General features: G+C 43.2%; 22 protein-coding genes, 1 tRNA gene and 1 pseudogene. 11 read left to right on the forward strand and 13 right to left on the reverse strand.

Annotated elements, in window-relative coordinates:
* Positions 1-43: 43 nt before the first annotated feature.
* The 5 genes from ACYZ97_RS01325 to ACYZ97_RS01345 all read right to left on the reverse strand — a co-directional run bounded on the left by ACYZ97_RS01325 (position 44) and on the right by ACYZ97_RS01345 (position 2,831).
* Positions 44-688 carry a hypothetical protein gene (locus ACYZ97_RS01325; protein ID WP_473299652.1) on the reverse strand — a complete coding sequence of 215 codons (645 nt, stop codon included), beginning with the start codon at positions 686-688 and terminating at the stop codon, positions 44-46.
* Between the two features lie 147 nt (positions 689-835).
* On the reverse strand, positions 836-1,417 hold the full coding sequence (locus ACYZ97_RS01330; protein WP_473299653.1) for a Ku protein: 582 nt from the start codon (positions 1,415-1,417) through the stop codon (positions 836-838).
* Positions 1,418-1,497: 80 nt separating this feature from the next.
* Entirely contained in the window at positions 1,498-1,830 is a 333-nt protein-coding gene (locus tag ACYZ97_RS01335) for a hypothetical protein (protein WP_473299655.1), read from the reverse strand.
* Between the two features lie 87 nt (positions 1,831-1,917).
* The gene (locus ACYZ97_RS01340) at positions 1,918-2,172 is read right to left on the reverse strand and encodes a hypothetical protein (RefSeq protein WP_473299657.1); all 255 of its coding nucleotides are present in this window, start codon (positions 2,170-2,172) and stop codon (positions 1,918-1,920) included.
* Positions 2,169-2,831 carry a lysozyme gene (locus ACYZ97_RS01345; RefSeq protein WP_473299658.1) on the reverse strand — a complete coding sequence of 221 codons (663 nt, stop codon included), beginning with the start codon at positions 2,829-2,831 and terminating at the stop codon, positions 2,169-2,171. Before ACYZ97_RS01345 ends, ACYZ97_RS01340 begins: the two co-directional genes overlap by 4 nt.
* Before the next feature lie 227 nt (positions 2,832-3,058).
* Here ACYZ97_RS01345 and uraH point away from each other — a divergent pair, with 227 nt between their 5' ends.
* Positions 3,059-3,469 (forward strand): hydroxyisourate hydrolase, encoded by a 411-nt coding sequence (uraH, locus tag ACYZ97_RS01350; protein WP_473299660.1) that lies wholly within the window; start codon positions 3,059-3,061, stop codon positions 3,467-3,469.
* Positions 3,470-3,523: 54 nt separating this feature from the next.
* Here uraH and ACYZ97_RS01355 read toward each other — a convergent pair whose 3' ends face one another.
* Positions 3,524-3,934, reverse strand: a complete 411-nt coding sequence (locus ACYZ97_RS01355) for a hypothetical protein (RefSeq protein WP_473299662.1) — start codon at positions 3,932-3,934, stop codon at positions 3,524-3,526.
* A 2-nt stretch (positions 3,935-3,936) separates the two neighbouring features.
* Positions 3,937-4,812, reverse strand: a complete 876-nt coding sequence (locus ACYZ97_RS01360) for a hypothetical protein (protein ID WP_473299664.1) — start codon at positions 4,810-4,812, stop codon at positions 3,937-3,939.
* Positions 4,813-4,981: 169 nt separating this feature from the next.
* On the opposite strand from ACYZ97_RS01360, the pseudogene ACYZ97_RS01365 reads away from it, so the two are divergent.
* Positions 4,982-5,128, forward strand: a pseudogene (locus ACYZ97_RS01365) (acyltransferase family protein); the annotation flags it as partial.
* Positions 5,129-5,147: 19 nt separating this feature from the next.
* On the opposite strand, the gene ACYZ97_RS01370 reads toward ACYZ97_RS01365, so the two are convergent.
* The 3 genes from ACYZ97_RS01370 to ACYZ97_RS01380 all read right to left on the reverse strand — a co-directional run bounded on the left by ACYZ97_RS01370 (position 5,148) and on the right by ACYZ97_RS01380 (position 8,425).
* Positions 5,148-6,262 (reverse strand): IS3 family transposase gene (locus tag ACYZ97_RS01370; RefSeq protein ID WP_473299666.1). Its coding sequence is split into 2 segments (ribosomal slippage): positions 5,148-6,010 and positions 6,010-6,262, totalling 1,116 coding nucleotides; the frame shifts between segments, so codons are not numbered across the junction.
* Positions 6,263-6,290: 28 nt separating this feature from the next.
* Complete coding sequence (locus tag ACYZ97_RS01375; RefSeq protein WP_473299668.1) at positions 6,291-7,580, reverse strand: hypothetical protein; 1,290 nt, start codon at positions 7,578-7,580, stop codon at positions 6,291-6,293.
* A gap of 176 nt (positions 7,581-7,756) precedes the next feature.
* Positions 7,757-8,425, reverse strand: a complete 669-nt coding sequence (locus tag ACYZ97_RS01380) for a hypothetical protein (protein ID WP_473299669.1) — start codon at positions 8,423-8,425, stop codon at positions 7,757-7,759.
* A gap of 169 nt (positions 8,426-8,594) precedes the next feature.
* On the opposite strand from ACYZ97_RS01380, the gene ACYZ97_RS01385 reads away from it, so the two are divergent.
* From ACYZ97_RS01385 to ACYZ97_RS01405, 5 genes are all read left to right on the forward strand, one after another.
* Positions 8,595-9,200: an XRE family transcriptional regulator gene (locus ACYZ97_RS01385; protein WP_473299671.1), complete on the forward strand. Its 606-nt coding sequence runs from the start codon at positions 8,595-8,597 to the stop codon at positions 9,198-9,200.
* A gap of 79 nt (positions 9,201-9,279) precedes the next feature.
* Positions 9,280-9,600 (forward strand): hypothetical protein, encoded by a 321-nt coding sequence (locus ACYZ97_RS01390; protein ID WP_473299673.1) that lies wholly within the window; start codon positions 9,280-9,282, stop codon positions 9,598-9,600.
* A gap of 125 nt (positions 9,601-9,725) precedes the next feature.
* Positions 9,726-10,190 carry a PACE efflux transporter gene (locus ACYZ97_RS01395; RefSeq protein WP_473299675.1) on the forward strand — a complete coding sequence of 155 codons (465 nt, stop codon included), beginning with the start codon at positions 9,726-9,728 and terminating at the stop codon, positions 10,188-10,190.
* 26 nt (positions 10,191-10,216) lie between these two features.
* On the forward strand, positions 10,217-11,860 hold the full coding sequence (locus ACYZ97_RS01400; RefSeq protein WP_473299677.1) for a tetratricopeptide repeat protein: 1,644 nt from the start codon (positions 10,217-10,219) through the stop codon (positions 11,858-11,860).
* Between the two features lie 15 nt (positions 11,861-11,875).
* Positions 11,876-12,499 (forward strand): trimeric intracellular cation channel family protein, encoded by a 624-nt coding sequence (locus ACYZ97_RS01405; protein WP_473299679.1) that lies wholly within the window; start codon positions 11,876-11,878, stop codon positions 12,497-12,499.
* Between the two features lie 6 nt (positions 12,500-12,505).
* On the opposite strand, the gene ACYZ97_RS01410 is transcribed toward ACYZ97_RS01405, so the two are convergent.
* Together ACYZ97_RS01410 and ACYZ97_RS01415 are read right to left on the reverse strand one after the other, a co-directional pair.
* Positions 12,506-12,757 (reverse strand): hypothetical protein, encoded by a 252-nt coding sequence (locus ACYZ97_RS01410; protein WP_473299681.1) that lies wholly within the window; start codon positions 12,755-12,757, stop codon positions 12,506-12,508.
* A 370-nt stretch (positions 12,758-13,127) separates the two neighbouring features.
* A tRNA-Gln gene (locus ACYZ97_RS01415) sits at positions 13,128-13,201 on the reverse strand.
* 764 nt (positions 13,202-13,965) lie between these two features.
* Between ACYZ97_RS01415 and ACYZ97_RS01420 the strand changes: the two genes are divergently transcribed.
* From ACYZ97_RS01420 to ACYZ97_RS01435, 4 genes are all read left to right on the forward strand, one after another.
* Positions 13,966-14,301 carry a twin-arginine translocation signal domain-containing protein gene (locus tag ACYZ97_RS01420; protein ID WP_473299682.1) on the forward strand — a complete coding sequence of 112 codons (336 nt, stop codon included), beginning with the start codon at positions 13,966-13,968 and terminating at the stop codon, positions 14,299-14,301.
* A 102-nt stretch (positions 14,302-14,403) separates the two neighbouring features.
* Positions 14,404-16,407: a LodA/GoxA family CTQ-dependent oxidase gene (locus ACYZ97_RS01425; RefSeq protein WP_473299684.1), complete on the forward strand. Its 2,004-nt coding sequence runs from the start codon at positions 14,404-14,406 to the stop codon at positions 16,405-16,407.
* Positions 16,408-16,431: 24 nt separating this feature from the next.
* Positions 16,432-17,640, forward strand: coding sequence for an FAD-dependent monooxygenase (locus tag ACYZ97_RS01430; protein ID WP_473299685.1), 1,209 nt, complete (start codon positions 16,432-16,434; stop codon positions 17,638-17,640).
* A gap of 60 nt (positions 17,641-17,700) precedes the next feature.
* A complete protein-coding gene (locus tag ACYZ97_RS01435; protein ID WP_473299687.1) occupies positions 17,701-19,038 on the forward strand; it encodes a c-type cytochrome in 1,338 nt (445 codons plus the stop codon).
* Between the two features lie 225 nt (positions 19,039-19,263).
* On the opposite strand, the gene argE is transcribed toward ACYZ97_RS01435, so the two are convergent.
* Complete coding sequence (argE, locus tag ACYZ97_RS01440) at positions 19,264-20,388, reverse strand: acetylornithine deacetylase (protein WP_473299689.1); 1,125 nt, start codon at positions 20,386-20,388, stop codon at positions 19,264-19,266.
* Positions 20,389-20,408: the final 20 nt, after the last annotated feature.

Raw genomic sequence — 20,408 nt, forward strand, 5'->3', positions numbered from 1 at the left:
TGGTCAACGATGTGTCCAAGGGCATTTTTGTTAATCATATTGCTTAGGCCGATATGCCAGTATCCGCATCTTTATATGTTGTTGAAGGGATAGAAATATTTACTTCTCTATTTCCGTCATCCTTATTGTTTTTTATAATTTGGCCAGATGCTCTATCTGTTATTTCAGAAGCTTCTACCGGTTTTCCATGTTTCAGTATCTGCACCATTGAAGCGGATTCAGTTGCGTGTTCTTCCGAGAAATCAGCCGTTATAATCGTTTTTGCTAAATGATCATCAACAGTATTGTCTTGGGAAAACTTGTCCAAATTTTCATTCTGGCCGGTTAAGCGTTTTGCATCAACTGAGTTCAATGCCGCATTTTTACTTTGTGAGCCTATAATATTGACCTCGTCCGCCGTATTATTGTTGTTCGTAATTGCATTAAAAAGTTTTGCCATCTCATCTCTGATCTGGTCACTATGCTGTTCACTTGCGGCTTTTTCAGACGCCTCTCGTTGTTCCGAAATCATCTCGTTAATACGGGTGATCATTTCTGAAACGGTGGCAGAAAGTGGATAGTGCGGTAATGGCTCTACAATCGGAATTGGTTCAATGATTTTATTGTTGGATTTGGCTGACTCAGTAGGAACTGTAATACGTACAGCACTAGACGCAGTCGTTGCAGAGGTCGCATCGATCGGTCTCATAGCCCTTCTCCATGTCTTTCGGCGGAAGTGATATCATCATGATATATTCCGCTAGAAAAGGACTCTTCATAAGTCCATGGTTAATGATATATTGTTTTTGCGATAAAATCAACTCTTACGCGAAATCAGTTTGGCCTTATTCTATCACTAAATTGAAGGTCTCCATTGTGCGCAGTTTTTCAATATCTCGGCAGACAGCATGGCATTGCGCTGCTGATGATCAATTTGTATATCTGTTGATTGAATACTGCTCTTTTGCCGTAACGTCCAGAGAAGCATTTTAGCGCCACGTGGGTCAATCGCAGCAATATGGCTATGATTTTCAAGGTTGATCTGTACAATTGCTGCGACGTTCAGATTGTCAAGGTTTTGCTTTATGATGTCATAGCTATCGAACTCATAGTTAGGATCAATGACATAGGCTTGATCAAGCCATTGCCATTGGATGCCGTCGAGTGGAAAAAATGTCTCCATTCGTAATGAGGAGGATGAGTTGTGATTATCTCTCGCAAGTTTTCTAGGTGTGAATTCTATAAAATCATCGATCTGGTTTGAGGCCTTAAATTGGCTATGTTGTATATGCGATTGATCTTCCAGATGATCTGCAAGGTTTAATAAAGGCAAGTGTGATGACGAAGTAAAGCTTTTGTCTAATGTTTTTCTTAGACTGATCCCGCAAGATTCGTTGCCTGCATATAGTTTTCCCAGCCAATGTATTTCACTACCCATGATTGTTTTCTCCGTTTGCATATAAACGGGCGGCAGGTTTTATGGTTCCATCAAAATATAATTTTCTTGGAGTAGTGTTTTTAATATCGAGTGATAAGACTAATTATCTTCTGCCATAATGTTGCAATAGAACCACCGACAAGAACAGCGACTACACCTATAATCATCACAGCACCCACGCCGCGCTGTTGCCATTGTTCCCATTTTGACAACGGCCCTTCAACGGCTTTGATACGGTTTTCTAAACTCTCGACACGCTTTTCAAGGCTAGCAATATGCAACCGGACTTGTTCGAGCGATTCATGTGTTTCCTTCCGCGACTTGGCCGCGTTCCGATTATCTTCTACCATATTGTCGAGTTTGGCCGATAGCTGGCCAAGAACTAGACTGATTTCATGAATAGTTTCTGTCATTTCCAGCACTTCTGTTTTTGACCGAACTGATCTGTTGCAATTATCCAGCGTGTGAGTTCTGGCTCAACCTGAACCATACGGACAGGTTCATTTGCCTTGGGTGGTTTTTTCCATCCGCTGCAAGAGAGTGGCGCATTCATCATGCAGCCCGCCAATAGCAAGGCAAGCATCAATAGGGGAAAGGTCAGAAATTTCATGGTCTATTTCCTCACGGGTTTGATAGGCTTTGACCACACTTTCAAGCGTGGCCTTGCGCTCATAGCTGCGGCCATAAAAAAAGCCGCTCATAAAGGCGGCGGCAAATAATGCGGCAATTATGCCGATACGATAGGGGAGGGTCATGCTCTCTCTTCCTTTTCACGAATGAAAAAATGCCAAAGGCCGAAAATACAGGCCAAAACCATAACAAGGGCAAAAGCCCATTGGACTGGCCCCGTTCCAGATACAAAGCCACCAAGACCGGAAAGAAGACCGGCAAAGGGGGCTAAAGCTTGAGGGCTTTTGAGGATATTGGACTTTTTCGGTTCCGGCTTTTCATAATTGGAAGAGACAAACTCACCTTTGACCCATAGTCCACCTTCAGCAGCACGGCGATTGACAAGCCCCTGAACGCGCTTGCCACCAGAACGAACCCACTTCATCAATTCAGCCGGCACGGCTTCATAATCGCCCTTATTGAGCTTTTTAAGCAGTGTAGACTTTTTGAAAGCCCCGATGCCGACATTGTAGGTAAAGGAAACAAGGGCTGCGAATTGATTGTCATTCAGATCAACCTTGACTGAATTTTCCACGGTCTGTTCATATTGCCCCAGATCAGCCATGAGAATGTCAGTCGCTTGCTTTTCGGTGATCTTCATTCCGGCCTTTGGTTTTGGTTCACCGGCTGCGGCTGTGTGTCCGTAACCAATCGTCCAGATTTCGGCTACATCCTTATAGGCAGTCAGGCGCTTTCCTTCCCACTGTTTGATAAGATCAAGTCCGGTTTTGTTTATTTGTCGCATGAATTTTCCTTGTCTAGCATAAAAAACCCGATAAGCGGGGAGATATTGATGGTCTGTTTATGGTTGCTCCTTGTCGGGGGGATTGAATAGCCATTTATGGTTATTGCAGAGCTGGCTCTATGATTGATTGTGGTTTGAATATTAAAAGTAATTCATGAGGTCGTCTGTCCTATCTTGCTTTTGATATTGAGTGGACTATTTATTGATCTTCAACGAGGATAATCATTATGAAAAAAATTTTTGTATTCTTAATTGGACTATATAGCGCGTTCACAATTGCGCCTGTCTTTGCGGCTGATAATCCGCTCAGTGTACATGTGCTTAATTTGCAAGATGGATTGCCATCGCCAAATGTTACAGTAACGTTGGAAAAGCAAAATGGTGATCGCTGGGATATGTTAAATCAAGCGGTGACAAATGATCAGGGACGCATTACGGCCCTTTATCCAGAAGGTCAAACTTTAGAAAAGGGGGTTTATCGCGTTGTGTTTAAAACCGAAGATTGGTTTAAATCTCATCAGACTGAAACATTCTTTTCTGAGGTGCCCGTTATTTTTAAAGTAGATGGAGCATTGAAGCACTATCATATTCCGTTGTTGCTGAGCCCATTCGGTTATTCGACGTATCGCGGTAATTAAAAGATCATCAAACATGATTCAGACCGGTTAGCATACGGCCTGCCTTAAGAATGTTTAAAGTCGAGAAGCCCATACCCAGAGATCGTCAAATTCGTCTTTAGGAATATCCAGGGTATGGGCCATCATCTGAACCAACCAATTATCATGTTCAAAGGTTGTGGCATAATCCCATTCAATTTGAGCGTCGCTCTTTTCCTTTCCAGAAAGAGCGTCAATCATTGGCTGCACTTTATCGAGCATGTCCATTTTGTTAAGTGCAAGACGGATTTGTCGGGCCGTTAAAGGTGGATAGACGGGGGCTGGTTCTTTATATTCGACAATCACACCGCCTTGGCTCACCCATTCCTGAATGGCTCGATAATGGCGATTGTTATCATCTACAGGCACAAACACGGTTTCCGTATCTATGATTGCCTGGACGTTCGTTTTTTCTGAATTTGAATAATTCGCACTTTCAACATTCATCTTTAAAACTCCGCATCTAATGACAAGTCGCAGGTTGATAATCCTATATTATTGTTTTGATATTGATATAAAACGCCATCTTTTGCTTGATATGTTGCTGTTGGATTATTGTTTTCCTCATTATTTGTTATTAAAACCGTAGCTGATGTTCTTTGTCGTGGATAAAATTTAACAGATAAATATCTGCTGCTGTCATTATTATATATAAGGTTTCCTTTGTATTTTTGAAAATAATACATGCACAGAGATAGTTCTTGATTTATAAGGCGCTGACAATACGGCCATGGATTGGCGTTGCTTTGATCCCCTGCCACCAAAGAAGCATTGGATGCATCTTTGGGAACGATGATTGAGGTGTCACCACTCGTCACATCGACAACAAGCGGGGAAGGTCCTGTTGTTTCTCCAACATACCCATTACCTCCGCCGGTCCATGTGAGCGTATATTGACTGGCTGGCAGTGCTTCGACGACCTGTTCAAGTCCGTTTGCGTGGCCTTTCCATCTGTCATAGCCATAAATACCGATAGCGACATCGCGTGGGGTCTTTACCTCACGTTGATTGATTGTAAAGCCACCATTGATAATCCAATTATATGCGCTGCCACTGTTGCCAATTGAATTGTCGTCGAAAGTTAGCTTTCCGGCTTCATTTATATTCAATTTATCAAGTACGTCTTTGTTGTATGGTTTTGCGTATGCATAGGTATAGGCAATAGCTTTCGCCAATATACCTTTGCCTTTAATGCCTCCGGGGGTGATGCCGTCATGCACACGAATATCGCCGGTATCTGTATCAATATTGATTACTCCGTCGGGTAGGGCAATATCATTATTGAATTGGGATGTATCGCGCAATTGTTGGATAATTGTTGCCATATTTAGTCCTTTCATAGCAGTTCCAAAAGTTGCGTAGTTTTTGAATAAGCTAATGTGTTTGTGAATGAATTTTCCCGACAGCCGTTAAAAGGCGGCTGGTTGAATGGTTGTTTGTTATGAAAAAATGTGCTTTGTCAGCTAAGTTTCACTGAGGTGTTTTAGATCGATTATGAAGTATCGTGCCGAAATAGATGGATTGCGAGCAATCGCTGTTTTACCGGTCATCTTCTTTCATGCCGGTTTCAGTTTTGCCCATCGTGGTTTTCTTGGTGTTGATATTTTTTTTGTAATAAGCGGATTTTTAATCACTGACCTTGCCCCTAACTTATCCCCATTTATAAGTTAGCAATGTTCACATTTTGATCTTTTTTATGCATTTTAGTAAATTCTATGGGGGTTAAACCCTTCAGGCTTGTATGTGGTCTTTTATGGTTGTAGTCATTCCTCCATTCTTCGATAAGGTGGCGTGCATATGTCAAACCAGTAAAAAGATGCTCATTGAGGCATTCGTCACGTAACCTGCCATTGAAGCTTTCAATAAAACCGTTCTGCATTGGCTTTCCCGGTGCAATGTAATGCCATTCGACATTTTTATGCTTTTCCTGCCATTCAAGCATAGCATTGGATGTGAACTCGCTGCCATTGTCACTGACAATCATATTGGGTGCTCCATGGTATTCACAAAGCCTGTCAAGTTCGCGCGCAACACGCTTGCCTGATAGGGAATAATCGATAATCATTGTCAGACATTGCCGGTTGAAGTCATCAATCACATTCAAAAGTCGGAAGCGTCGACCATCAATCAGAGCATCCGAGACAAAGTCGAGGCTCCAACGTTGATTGACATCCTGTGGAATGGTCATTGGTGAACGTGTTCCCAAAGCACGCTTTCGGCCGCCACGTTTGCGCACCTTAAGCTCCTCTTCTCGATAAATACGATAAAGCTTCTTATGATTGACAATAAACCCCTCACGTTGCAGCAGCAGATGCAAACGGCGGTAGCCAAAACGGTGACGTGCCTGCGATAGTTCACGCAGACGTTGGCGCAGAATACCATCATCAGATCGGTGGGATTGATAGCGGTAAACCCGCGGATCAATACCAACCAAATAACAGGCACGGCGTTGCGAATAAGATCGCTCTTCAATCGCCCAGTTCACGGCACTTCTCCTTGAACCAGGCGTTAAAAGTTTTTTGACAGCATCTCGCGCAAGCTCGCCACATCCATAACGCTTTCAGCCAGAAGCTTCTTCAAGCGGGAATTTTCATCTTCAAGCGCTTTTAAGCGCTTGGCATCCGACACTTCCATCCCACCATATTTGGAACGCCATTTATAAAAGGTTGCATCACTAATCCCATGGCGGCGGCATAAATCAACCGCAGTCATGCCACTTTGATGCTCTTTCAATATCCCGATAATTTGCTCTTCGCTAAACCGGCTCTTCTTCATCTCGTTCGTCTCCTAAACAGAAAACAAACTAACTTAATAACGAGGATAATCTAAGGGGCAAGGTCACAGAGACAACAGCCCCGTCTTTCGCCTTGCCATAGATCAGCATATTGCCCGCTTCATCCATACCCTGATAAAAGCCGAGCGATGATGGTTGGCCATTTTGTCCTGCAATCACAATGTCGCCGACGGTTGGCTCATCGGCAGGAAGAGCAAAGTTGAGGAACGCCTTGGCATTCTTATTGATACCGTGGGCATCGATCTCTGCTTCGCCAAGTACGGTTTGTGTTACGTTTGTTGCCCATGGAGCTACAGCAGGGTCAACCGTTTCTCCCGCTGCATGGCGGATAAAACTGGCCGGTGCCGATGATGGGTCGATTGCTGTCATACCCATATGGTTTACCAATAATGTCTGGTAATCGATCGGACGCTGGCTGGGCCTGGCTGCAACCGCGCCTGTTACCATCGGGTCGTTGTCAGCATGCGGCAGTGTATAATCGGGTGCCGGCAGGGCGTTCATGATTGTGTCGGATGCATTTTGCACTTTGGCGTTAAACACCTTGGGCGCTATCTGCCTGTCAAATTGTCGTCGCTGCTGGACATCCAGTCTTTCACCCAGACTTTCTACCCATGCCTGTGCGCCGATTGGGTCTTCTTCGGCCTGTTGATAGGCCATGCCCATATAGATATCGCCGGCATAGCGTTTCTGTTCGTTGGCAATGGTCTGTTGGTCTTGTCCGGTCAGGGCGCCCCGTTCGGCAATACTCTTTTGCCCCATGGCAATACGGGCATCTACTGCATTGATGTCACCGCTATAAAGGGTTGCTTCCTGTGCATGGAAGTCGATCTGTTTTTGAAATGAGGACAGTACCTGTTCTTTCATAGCTTTGCCGGAATGCAGGATAGCCTGTTTATTCGCGTCTAGAAAGCGTTCGCCGCTACTTTGCAGATAATAGCTGCGTGCGCTTTTTGATAGGCGGTTGCCGATTTCCTCGCGCATGGTTTTTGTGTCGGCTTCAAATTGGGGGCGGGCATCAATGGCGTCTTTGCCCTGCAATTGCAGATACCCGTTTTCACCATAAAGGCGCTCTTGTACAAAACTTGCATAGTCGACTTCCGCCTCGCGTGCCTGTGTCATATCCTCCAGTTTCTGGCGTTCGGTCAAGGCTGCACCCAGTTGGCCCATGCCTTGCGCCATGCTTTGCAAGCCACTGCCCACCCCTGCGCCAAAATGCGATGCGTCGGCCTGCACATGGACATCGGTGCTATACGCACCGCGTGCCGATACATCTCGTTTATATTTGGGTACACGTATCATAGGCATGACTCCTTATTTCGTCTGCAGGTAATTGTGTGATTTGAAAGGAAAAATAGATTGTGTGTTAAATAAAAAAGGCAGCCTTGGGCTGCCTTGATAGGGATAACAATTTATTTGTTAGAGATGTGTTTCCATGGTGGAAAAGGTGACATATATTTAGAAAAAGTCAAAACCTGTCATGAATTCAAAATGGCCTTTGGTTTAGTAAAAGGTTTGTCGGGATGGTCGATGTCGAACAGATCGACCAGTGCATCAAGCCCGCGGACAAGATAACCCACCATATGTGGATATTGCATTTGTTCGGCACGTTCCTCGATGCAGACCCGTTTGACAACCATGGTCACAGCGCGGCCGGAAACATCGGCCATGGCAATGGCTTGTTCGATTTTCATAACGTCATTGGTGGCTTTCTTTGTGGCCGTTTCACGGTCTTGTCCACCATAAGGCGCCCAGCCTGCCCGAATGGATGCTTTGACAATGTCATGTGCGCGTGGTGAGGGATAGGGGATGCCGGTTAAAGCATAATAACGGGCAAAGCATTCCGCCATACGTTGTCCAGCTTCGAAATGATGGCGTTTGATAAGTTCGGGAAAACAGATCATCATGCGTCCTAAAATCGATCCGGCTTCCTGAAGCCCGGCATATTCGGGTGGTAATCCATGACGCAGCCTTGCAGCAATTACGACTTCTTTGGTTTCCCGTTCAGTTTCTTCCCTTCGTCTACGTTGGGAAAATTTGCGTCGACTCGGGCGGCCATTTGGCTCTCGCATGACATCGGCTAGTCTAGGACGTCCGCGTTTTCTTCTTTTTTCTGCTTTTGAACCCGCTTTGCTTTCTATCAACATTTTATTCCTCTGTTCGTTTGTTGACTTTTAAATGATTATTGGATATATGTAGGCTATAACTACATTAAGAGTCAATCAAAAATGTAGGTATAAATAACAAGAAATAGGATGCTGTTGGTTTATGGATGATTTGGGCGAGAGAATCCGGCTGATCCGGAAAGAAAAAAAAATGACGCAGCAGGATGTGGCGACTGCGCTTAATCTGGCTCGTGTTTCTGTCACGCAGTGGGAATTGAATCAGACGCGCCCTTCATTAGAGAATTTGACGGCTTTGGCGCAGCTTTTTAATGTGACACTCGATTATTTTGCTGCTGCTGATGTTGCATCTATACCGGTGGCTAATGGTCGGATTGCCGGGCCGGTCAATTTTGACAAAAAAATGAAAATTCCGGTTTTCGGTCAGGCTGTTGGCGGTGTTGACGGTGAGTTCGAGATGAATGGCAACATTCTTTTCGATGTTTTATGTCCGCCACAATTGTTGGCGGTCAAGGGTGCTTATGGCGTTGTTGTCAGTGGCGAATCGATGGTGCCGCGTTATTTCGATGGCGAAATTGCCTACATTGATCCGACGCGCCGCGTCAAAAAAGGGGACTTTGTTGTCGCCCAGATTGTTATGGATGAACATGCTCCTCCGCATGCCTTTATCAAGCGCTTTGTGCGCCATAATGCTGCAGAGCTTGTATTGGAACAATTCAACCCGATGAAGGAAATGGTTTTTCCACACGCTTCTGTCTTGTCGGTGCATTTCATTGCGCTTGCAGGTGAGAATATTTAAAATGTAGGTATTGATAACAATTACCTTGGTGTAAAGGGTATAAAATCATATCTTTTTTTCTGCTAAAGAGAGAAAGAAAATGATTCATACTGTTTCTACAGACGTTAAAGCTTTTCCTATTATCAATACCCGCCAGATGCTCATTATTGTTCCAGCGCAAGGTGAGGGATATTGTATTCGCGGGGCGCTATTTTCCATGCATGATATATTGGCGCTTCACGATGATGATACAGTGGATTTTTTGTGCCTTGATGTAGTAAGCGGCGCTGTTGTCTCTTTGACAGAGGTCATGGCGCAAATGTGGCTTGCGCGACATGATGATCTCGATTTTGAAGCCGATATGGCGCGTTTGCCGCTTTTCGTACAGGCTTCCAATGCATTGATGCAATATGTTTCATAGTTTCAATGGAGCAGGCTGCCTTTGCTATTATCTTTTTTATTGCTATTTTGTTTTCTATCAGTAGTTTCCGTGGCAGATATGCTGGTTTTATCAGATACTGTTTTTTTAAGAATTGAGGATTCCAAATGGCAAGCCTTGGCGGCGCAGATGCACTTTTGGTCAGTCGGGGGCTGGTAGCGCGTATTTTCCATGCTGTTCTTTTTGAAATAACAGCTATTCTTTTGACATCGGTTTTTCTGATTTTTGTTATGAGGCAGGGCTTTGTCAGTATGGGGGTGCTGGCTATTATGATTTCCGCTATTGCCACAACATGGAATGGGATTTTCAATTTCTTTTTTGATCGCATTCAAAAGCGTTTTGTTTTCACTCGAACAGCAAAAGTCCGTTTTCTTCATGCCACCTTGTTCGAGTTGGGCTTGATGGTCTTTACCGTACCGGTTGCCGCCGTTTATCTTGATATCTCTTTTGCTGCCTCCTTTTTCCTTGAAGTCGGTCTGATTGCATTGTTTCTACCCTATTCTGTTGTTTTCAATTATATCTATGACAAAATTTATGTCTGGTACTATAAAAGATCTGAAAAGAAGCGTTGATCTTCAAGTCGTATAGGGTCTTTGTGGTGGCAAATTATTTTTCAAAATGTCTGGCCGGCTTATTGGCTGTTTTGTCGTTGGTCGCTGCTGCTTCTTATGGTCACGCACAGGTTTCAGAAAATACCGCTCCTATATTGGAAGCTGTTCAAAAAAGTCCCTCCGCTTTCCAGCAGGCCGAAAGTTATTGGCAAGAAGGGCAATATAAAAAATCATTTCCCTTATATGAGGAAATTGCTCAGGGGCGTGCCTATTCAAATGCCGAAAAGGCTGAAGCTGCATTCAAGTTAGGGCTAATTTATGCCAATGGCTCAGGAGCAGCTAGAGACTATAAAAAATCTGAATATTGGTATCAGCAGGCTTGTGATCTCGGTCATGCACAGGCGATGAATAATCTTGCTTTTATCTACACCAAGGGCGAAGGGCTACCACGTAATATCGAGAAGGCTGTTGCGCTGTATCGGGAGGCTATTACTCTTCAAAATAGAACAGCCATGTTCAATCTTGCCATGCTTCATATGGACGGTGATGGCGTCGAGCGTGATTATAGTAAGGCCCGTGTTTTATTTGAACGTGCTGCCGGATTGGGTGATGATAATTCAATGCGCCAGCTTGGGAATTTCTATCGCGATGGTCTGGGTGTAAAGGTTGACGGCAAAAAGGCGGTTGAGTGGTATAGTAAAGCGGCTGAAAAAGGCAATGATATTGCCATGCAGGAGATCGGCAATCTTTATCGGGAGGGTATTGTGATTGCCCGCGATTATGCCATGGCAATGGAGTGGTTCAAAAAGGCTTCAGATCTTGGCAATGCTGGTGCGATGAATAATATCGGCTATATGTATGAAAAAGGTCAGGGGGTTAGTCAGGATTATCATCAAGCACTTCATTGGTACTTGAAAGCCGCTGAAAAAGGTAACAGCTATGCTATGAACAATATCGGCTTTATCTATTCCCGTGGATGGGGACAGCCGCTTGACTATGACAAGGCTTTTGAATGGTTTACCAAATCCGCTGCTAAAAACAACCCTTATGGCTATACCAATCTTGGTGATCTGTATCGTGATGGACATGGGGTAGAGCGTGATTATCTCAAAGCGATTGCCCTTTATAAAAAAGGTGTTGAGCAAGGTTTTTCTATTGCACAGAATAATCTAGCCAATATGTATCTTGAGGGTCGCGGCATTGATAAGGATTACGATAAGGCCCGTTATTATTTTACCCTATCGGCGAAACAAGGCGAGGTTTCCGCCATTAATAATTTGGCTATTATGGATCGTGATGGCAAAGCCGGTCCTAAAGATCATAAGCGCGCCTTGGAAGGGTTTCTTTATGCAGCCAAAGCGGGGGAGCCGGGTGCCATGTTCAATCTTGCTAACCTTTATGAAAAAAGTGATGAAGTCGGACCTGATTATGCGCAGGCTTTCTATTGGTATCAAAAAGCGGCCGATAGCGGACAGATACAGGCAATGGTGTCGCTCGGGGACTTTTATTATTTTGGCATGGTTGGGCCTCGTAATCAAAAACAAGCGCGTTTTTGGTATCAGCAGGCAGCCAAACAGGGAGATATTCGTGGTGATATGCGCTTGCGAGTGATGCGTGATAATGATCGTGAAACAAGACCGCTGGGTTATCTGGTCCGTTGTGTTACAATGTTTTTGATGTTTGTTTTATAAGGATAGGATGGCCATATGAGCCTTCTGAATTTTATTGACTTGATGGGTACTTTTGTATTCGCGCTTTCCGGTACAACGGCTGGTATCCGCAAGGGGTTTGATTTTTTTGGTGTCTTTGTGCTCGCTTTTGTAACCGCAGTTGGTGGCGGTGTGTTGCGCGATGTGGTGATTGGTGCAACGCCGCCAGCTGGCCTCATACGGCATGAATATCTGGTTGCTGTTGCAATCGCTGTCTTTATCGGCATCGTATTTCAGTCTGCCATTATCCGAATGGAAAAACCGACCCGCTGGCTCGATGCAATCGGTCTTGGTTTTTTTGCCGCATTTGGTGCCGAGCGTGCTTATTACTTTATTCCCTCTATCCAGCTTGCAATTGTCATGGGTGGGCTTTCTGCTGTTGGAGGTGGTTGTATACGTGATGTGCTGGCAGGCCGTTCGCCGATTATTTTTTCAAAGGAAATATATGCTAGCGCGGCATTGGTTGGTGCTTGTATTGCGGTTCTTGGGCCAGTGGGACTTTTGCCGCAGAGTATTTCTGTTTGGCTTGCAATTATTGCTTGTACGGCAATCCGCGTGATATCCATGCATTATCAGATCAATTTTCCGATTATCAAGGATAAGACACCGCCGCAATTATAGAATGTTCTATTTTTGGGAATCTTTAGGCGGCTGCCAGCTCATTGCTTTGAACTTTTCGTCGCCTTTGATGAAGAAAAAGGCAAAAGCATTGATAAGGAACAAAAGAAAAAGAGTCGCAAGAAGGAGTGCCAGTAATATATAGCCGAAAGGAATAACCGCACTCAGGCCCAATGAGCCAATAGTATCAATGCCCCAAACGATAGCGGTGACAAGCATCAAAACAATAATTGCTTTGAACAAAAACTTTAAAAATTTCATATTTTGTTCCTTGAAAAGATAAAGCCATACAAGCGCTTTATTTTGATATTTAATGCCGGGAGAGACAGGACGCAATCTTTATATATCAATGCTTCGATAAAATAATTTTAATCGTATTTTAAAACCTAAAATGTCTCAAATTATTTTAAAGTTGAGAATTGATATGCTTGGTCAAAAGACATTGGCTATAGCGTAATATTATTCAAGACGTGTAAATAGGGTAAAAAACTGACGGGTGTTGTTGAGAATTTTGAGGCAGAAGTGAATAGACGCAAAACAAAAGTTGTCTAACCCTTTATAGAAAGGGTCTAACTCAAAATATTCAGATTGCATCTGGTGTTATTTTTATAAATTTTTCAATGAGATAGAATGGCTGGGGAACCTGGATTCGAACCAAGACTGACGGAGTCAGAGTCCGCAGTTCTACCATTAAACTATTCCCCAGCATAACCCGCATAGATGCCGGATTTTCCGTGGTTTCTACCAGATTCTTTTTTTTATGCAAGTCTTAAATTTGTAGAACCGGTAGCTTCATTGAAATCAATGGCTTACGGGCCATTTGTATAAGCTAAATCTATAATTCATTATTATAGATAAATTCAATGTCATCTTTATGGCAAAATTGTTTTGTTGTTTTCCTGATAATGTTCAGCCCCATAATTTGTTGGTGGTTGCAGACAAGGTAATCTGGCTTGTCAATATGATACGGTTGAGGCCATAGCTGCGCAGGAATGTGCCGTCCCACATCAACGCCTTTGAGGCGGAAATCCTCTCTTATCAATTAACCCAATTTTGTCTCAAAGGCGTTGATGTGGGACATGAGTGATACGATTTAGCTATTGCATAAAGCATGACTGGTTTGCACCTTTCAGATAAGTTAGATTTAGTTTAACGACACCTCGAAAAATCAATCGGTGATTTTCTTCTTTTGGTTATCTTTTGCACATTGCACGGTGGAGGATTCTCGTTATCACCTTTTCTCATCGCCACCATATGTCGATGATCTACATCTTTTTAAAACGGGTCGTTTTGAGGATATTCTCAATTAAACGGGATGCATTCAATTAAAAGTGACATCACGTAATAATGAAAGAATTGGGCGTAAAAATATTTGTCAGTATAAATATATAATATATTATGTCTGTGTTTATTTTGGTTTTTACTTGGTTTGAAGCCGTATATTTATGGCAACGTTAGGGGGCAAAGACATGTTTCGTAGACACTTTTTAATAGGCTGTGCAGGCGCCTCTGCGTTTGTTTTATTGAATGCGACAACACCTTCTGTTGCCAAAAGTTTATTGTCAGAAAAAAGGACGTCGGGTGTAAAAACAGAAGCCGAGCGTTCTCTTGAAAATGCGATTAAAGCTGGTTTTGGAGGTGGGTTCTCTTTGCAGGCACATGGTGTCTCGCAAGGCGTCACTTATGCAAAAATCCAACATTTCGACAATCAATATATTGTGTCTTCAACGGATTTGGTCGAGTGGAAAATTTTAAAATCATCTTTGAATAATGAAGGATTAGGTTCGTTTTCTGTGAATGTATAATGAAGGTGTTTAAAATTAATATTTTCGTTAATACATTGGAATCTTTCGTTAATTTTAATTTTTAAATCAATGTTCCGATATTTGTAATTTAGGAGGCAGGTTGTGCCTAATGAAATTAGTAGAATTCGTATTCATCCCGGAATAGGTATTGCCCGTTTAGGCAATAGTGATGAATTTTATATAGGGCCGGAATCTCCGGGGTCGGTTGTGAATCCGGGCGGTAAAAATGGCCCGGGCCCGGACGGTGGTACATATCGGGATGCGAAGGGTGCTTTAAAAAGGCAAGCCCAACGTTATCGCGTTTATGCCTATAATGCAGACGGTGAAGTTGTAAAAGAGCTTTCTTTAGATTCGGATTTAGTTAAATCCATGCGTTGGCGTGTGCATGTGCGTAATATGAAGGCGGCAAATTATGCTTTCCAAGGGGCATATTTGTTTGATCCGGATAAATTGCGCAATCCAACCGTTCAACCCGATAAAAAACCAAATGAACGTGACAAACTTATTATTGATGCAGGCGTTTGCCATATAGCAACAGGTGATAATGGGCCAGTTGTTATGAAGGGTGATGTTTTCGATGGCATTGGTACGGTAAAATTGCCGGGTGCTTTACGTTTTGAAGGCTTTACACCAAAAGATGTCAGTCAAGAAGTTGATGTGACGTATAAGGCTGCAAAAGATATTGAGCTGGGCCAGCTTCGTCTTGATGATCAAGGGCGCTTGCTGTTTGTTGCAGCACCGGGAAAAAGTGACAGTGTGACAACGCCGAGAGTTTTACTTTCTAACCCAAGTGAGACAATCAATCCGCCTAATGGTGCGGAAGACGGTAAAAATCCACTTACTAACCAGTTTGCATATTTTAATGTTCCAGGTTGGTGGGATGATACTTGCGGCGGCGAAATTGACGTAACTGTTGAGCTCCACGATGGTACGGTCTTAAGTACACGTAATGATGTCACGGCATTGGCAGATGAAGGTAAAAGAAACCCTCACAATGGGGCTTGGATTGTAACTGCGCCACCGAAGTTCTCGCCCTATATGTATCATGTCGTATCTATTCTCGATCGCGTTTATGAGGCGTTTCCGGAATCTTATCCGAATGCTAAGAAAAAAACTAACTTCTATCGCGATATTTATCCAATTTTTGCGAATGCAGTTGCTTCGGGCTGGACCGGATTAGAAGCTTCCGGCACGATTTCTCAAACAAAAGGTGCCGCTCATGGCCCAACACAGCCGGGCAATCTGCTGAATCCACAATTAATAGCAGCCTTCACAGATACATCAGATAAAAGTAAAGATAAAAGACAATTTGTCTATAATTTGATGCGTCATGCGCCAGGCAATCGCGGGCGTTTGGTGGATTCATTGATGCCACCGCCACCACAACGTCCAACCAGTTGGAAAAATGAAGAATTTCAGCGCAAAGAACAGCAATTTTTAATGCCGCGTCTTTGGGGTACTGGTGGTAAACCATTGCAAAATAAGCAGCTGGGTAATCATTTACCAGATGAATTTTTAAGTTTAACGACTTGGCAGCTTAACCATATGAAAGAATGGGCAGAAGGTAACTTTGAAGTTGGTGAATTGTCACAGGCTGTTCCTCTGGATAAATTGCCATTGTCAGAGCAACCTTTGGCCTTGGATAGTTCAGCTGTTCAACCAACGGTTGGCGGTGGTTTTCACCCCGGTATCGAGTTCCCATATTTGATTATTTATGCAGAATTTTTTGCTGAGGCTTTCCGTGTCAATGATACGGTTGAGCCGGGGGCGTTGGCTGCTTTCATGTCTAGCCCATGGCAAGGTGATTTTTGGTCATGTAACCAAGCATGGTGGCCGGCACAGCGTCCGGATATTGTGTTTGAGTTTGATAGTACAAATCAGATCAAAGCTTATAAAGAATGGTTCCGCGGTTATGATGAAAGTGGTACCCCGCTTTCAAATACGGATGGCTACAACCAGATGGTTTATGCTTGGCCTCATTTGGGTATGATCTTGCCTGTTAAAGATGAAAAAGGTGAATACATAAAAAATAATGGCGATACTATTTTTGCCGAGTTTGAGCGTAATCCTATTCTGGATGATCCTTCAAAGAAGAGTGAGAAATAAGCTGTGCCATTTGTTGAGCAAGACATGAAAACCAAAATTTGGGATTCGGTGATTATCGGTGCAGGTCCTGCAGGGGCTGCCACGGCAATCACATTGTCCAGATTTGGTTTAAGTGTTTTGCTTGTCGAGGAAAGAGCAGGTTCTGTTGCATTCAAATTGGGTGAGTCTCTGGCGCCAAGTGCTGTTACTTTATTAAAGCATTATTGGGGAGATGATTTGGAAGAGAAATATCAAAATGTTTTCAAACGTTCAATGGGAAACATTTCCATTTGGGGGAAAGAAGAGTCTGATGTATCGGATTTTTTCTTTACTCAAACGGGTTTTGGACTTTGTGTTGAGCGTTTGGCTTTTGATGAGATTTTTCGCCAAAAAGCAGTTGAAGCGGGAGCTACTTTTATAAAAGGTTTTCGTTTTCAAGGTTGTCGTGCTGTCTCGGAACAAGACTTCCATTGGCAAATTGAATTGGTGTCCCAAGATAAAATACAAATCTGTCATGCCCGTTATCTTGTTGACTGTTCTGGCAGGAAGGCAATTGTTGCGAAAGCGATGAATATCGGAACAAGCCATATCGACAATGACAAGGATATGTTTGCTTATGCGCAATGGTTTTCATCGTCACAAAACGATGATGATAGTTTTACGCGCATTGAAGCCTCCCCTTTTGGCTGGTGGTATAGTAACCGGTTGCCTAATAGTGATGGTGATGATGCAAAGCGTCTGGTCATGTTATTTAGCGATAAAGATTTGCCTCAGGCTGTTAAGGCATCTGATAATGATGGTTTCCTTGAATTGCTAGAGCAGGGTACAAGTCATATAGGGCGTTTTATTAAAGAAAAAGCCTATTTGCCCATTCACACAATCAAAGGTAGCCCGGCCTGCAGCCAAAAATCAGACCAGTTTTGTGGAAAAAACTGGATGGCGGTTGGTGATGCCGCGCAAGCTTATGATGCTTTATCCTCGCAAGGTATTGAAAAAGCTATGATGACAGCGAGTTTTGCTGGTCACATGATTTATTATGCTTTGTCAGACAATGTTGAAGGTGAGATATCTTGGGATCAGGATAACCAATTTATCCATCGTTATGATGAACAGCAACACAAGCTTTGGCAAGATTATATTTCACATAAAGATTTCTACTATCAGGCGCAATCGCTTTGGTCAGATCAGCCATTTTGGGCGCGTAGGAGGCAGTCAAATGATGCCAAAATATATTACAATGAACGATTATCTTAATTTGGATCAGAGTGATTTAAATTTTTTAGTTCTTAATAACGAGATTTTGTAGGATAAATTATGAAAAAATTATTGATTACTGTTGTTACATTGGTTGTCTTATTTGCAGTGGTGGCAATCTTTTTTACTGTTTATCATGGCAAACTTTCTCAATTGGATAATAATGCCGCGTTAACGCCTGCTATGGTCGAGCGTGGTGAGTATCTTGCAACTATGGGAGACTGTGTTTCTTGTCACACAGACAAGAGCAAAGATGCACAGCCATATGCAGGTGGCTTGGCCATTAACTCTCATACGGTTGTCGGTTATATTTATAGCAGCAATATTACACCGGATGCAAAAACAGGTATTGGTGCATATAGTTTGCAAGATTTTGATAATGCGGTGCGTTATGGTGTTTCTAAAGATGGCCGTGCACTTTATCCTGCGATGCCGTACACGTCATTTGCTTCTATTAGCGACGATGATGTGACCGCACTTTATGCGTATTTTATGAAAAAGGTTAAACCTGTTGAACAAGATGATAAACCAATTAGTGGTATATCAGCTGGGTGGGGTGTGAATGCGTGGCGTTTGTTTTTCTCCCAAAATGTTCAAGATGCACGCAGTAATGCACAATTGCCGGAAGGTGGCATGGCCCCTTTAACTCAGGATGCCTTAGTGAAAAGAGGCGCATATATTGTTGAAGGTCTGGGCCATTGTGGGACATGTCATACACCACGTAATCTTTTCATGCAGGAAAAAGCGTATCATGACGATCAAAGTTCAAAGTTTCTTTCAGGTGGTATGATTGTAGATGGTTATTTTCCAGTCAGCTTGAGAGGCAATGTTAGAACCGGTTTAGGTAATGTCAGCCAAGAAGAACTTTTTAAAATTCTTAAAACCGGACACAATGAAAAAAGAGTTGTTTTTGGTCCGATGCAGGAAGTAATCGCCAATAGTTTTCAATATTTAACAGATGATGATGTGAATGCTGTTGCGGTCTATCTGAAAACTTTAAGCAGTACGGATCAAAAAGAGACATCTTTTGTTTATGATAACAAAACACAAGCTACACTTTTGACCGATCTAAATAGCAGTACCGGCAGTAAGCTTTATGCAGATTACTGTGCAGCATGCCATAGAGCTGATGGTGCCGGTTACGCCAACTTTGTGCCTGCTCTTGCAGGTAATTCAGTTGTACAAAGTAAAAATGCAGACTCTCTCGTCAATATTGTTTTACAAGGTTCAGCCTATTACGGTATAAATAAAACAGCTCTTCCGATGCCAAGCTTTAAAGAGCCTTTAAGCGATCAGGACATGGTTGATTTGCTGAACTTTATTAGAAGTTCTTGGGGCAACCATTCACCTCAAGTAAAAATTGATACTGTTAAAAAATATCGTGCAGACTTAAAATAAGAAACGGTCTCAAAACCGTATTGTCAGAATAAATTTTTCTCTTGCTCATGGCGTAATATTTTCATGCCATGAGCAAGTTCAAATATTTTAAAACTTCATTTTCTCGCTAGTGGTGCATTACAGTAGATGGTTATTCGATTTTTGGCTGGGAGAGGATCGTTTCAACAGTCAGGAATTGTCTGCGAAAAATTTCACCTCTTTTGATGTCTGAATTAAAAACAAAAGTCATATGGCCATACCTTCCCCCAATTGTCGTAACATTTGGCAGCAGTTGTCCAACTCGTTCTGGGTAATATATTCATTAGGCTTGTGTGCTCGCGATATGTCTCCTGGCCCGCATATAATGGAATCAATGCCGGCTTGCTGGAAAAGGCCAGCTTCTGTTCCATAGCTGACCGCATCTAACGAGGGCTTGCCGGAGATTTTTTCAACCAGAGCGTTGAGAGGTGAATCAATCGCCAGCGAGAGGGCTGGATATTCGCTCATCACGGTCCAGTTAACTGTAAATCCTTTGTGACGTATTTTTTCGATATAATTATGCAACGCTTCGAGTACGACGAGTGGAAGAACACCTGAAATCGTACGTATCTCCAGCTCGGCCGAACAATAATCGGGAATAATGTTGACGGCTTGGCCGCCGCTTACCGTCCCAATTTGAAGAGATGAATAGGGAGGAGAAAAGGTTTCGTCAAAGGGACCTTTGGTTAGTTCGGCCCCTATTTCAATGGCTTTATTGAGAATATCCGACATTGCATGAATAGCATTTTTGCCCAGATCAGGTCGGGAGGAGTGTCCACTTTGACCATGAATTTCTATTTTTATAGCGGCTTTGCCTTTGTGTCCGCGAATGGGTTGCAGATTGCTGGGTTCTCCGACAATGCAGCCCATGGGTTTGGCAGCAAGTTGTTGTAGTTGTGCAATCATATGGGGGACACCGCGGCATCCCAGTTCCTCATCATAGGAAAAGGCGACATGAATAGGTTTGTTCAGCTTTTTCTTCGCTATATCTGGCAGGACCGCTAGAACACACGCCAGAAAGCCTTTCATGTCACTGGTGCCACGGCCAAAATAGCTATTATTTTGGCTTCGGAGTTGGAATGGATCGCTTTCCCATTCCAGTTCATTAGCGGGTACCACATCCATATGACCAGAAAGGATAATTCCTGCATTTTCTTTGGGGCCAAGCGTCGCGAATATATTGGATCGATTGCCTTCAGGGCCAGTTATAACAGTTACATTCAAGCCGATATCTTCAAGATATCGCTGGATCCACTCGACAATCCCACTATTATCATGCCCGCAGACGGAGTTGAAGGATATCAGTTTTTCTAGAATGCTATATACGTTCACGTGTTGTGCTTTCATTATTG

It is taken from the genome of Bartonella sp. bp_1 (assembly GCF_055808085.1).